Source organism: Salifodinibacter halophilus, from assembly GCA_012999515.1.
Taxonomy (GTDB): Bacteria; Pseudomonadota; Gammaproteobacteria; order Nevskiales; family Salinisphaeraceae; genus Salifodinibacter; species Salifodinibacter halophilus.
Map to the genome: position 1 here is coordinate 1 of JABEEB010000688.1, position 238 is coordinate 238.

The following is a 238-nucleotide window of genomic DNA, read 5'->3' on the forward strand; positions in this document are numbered from 1 at the left end:
ATCGCCAAGTGGAACAAGCGCGAACTGTTCCCCAGCGACGTCGAGTTCTACGACCGCAAGGAGCTCGACGCGGTGCAAAAGCGCCTGCGCGAGACCAAGGGCGTCAGCGTGCTGATCTTCGACCAGACCTGCGCGACCGAAAAGCGCCGCCGGCGCAAGCGCGGCAAGATGGTCGACCCGCAAAAGCGGGTCATGGTCAACTCGCTGGTGTGCGAAGGCTGCGGCGATTGCGGCAAGA

Annotated in this window: 1 protein-coding gene; it reads left to right on the top strand. The window is 63.9% G+C overall.

Translation table 11 applies throughout. The features are described from left to right. A partial coding sequence (locus tag HKX41_13325; GenBank protein ID NNC25116.1) for a hypothetical protein occupies positions 1-238 on the top strand: 238 nt, incomplete at both ends.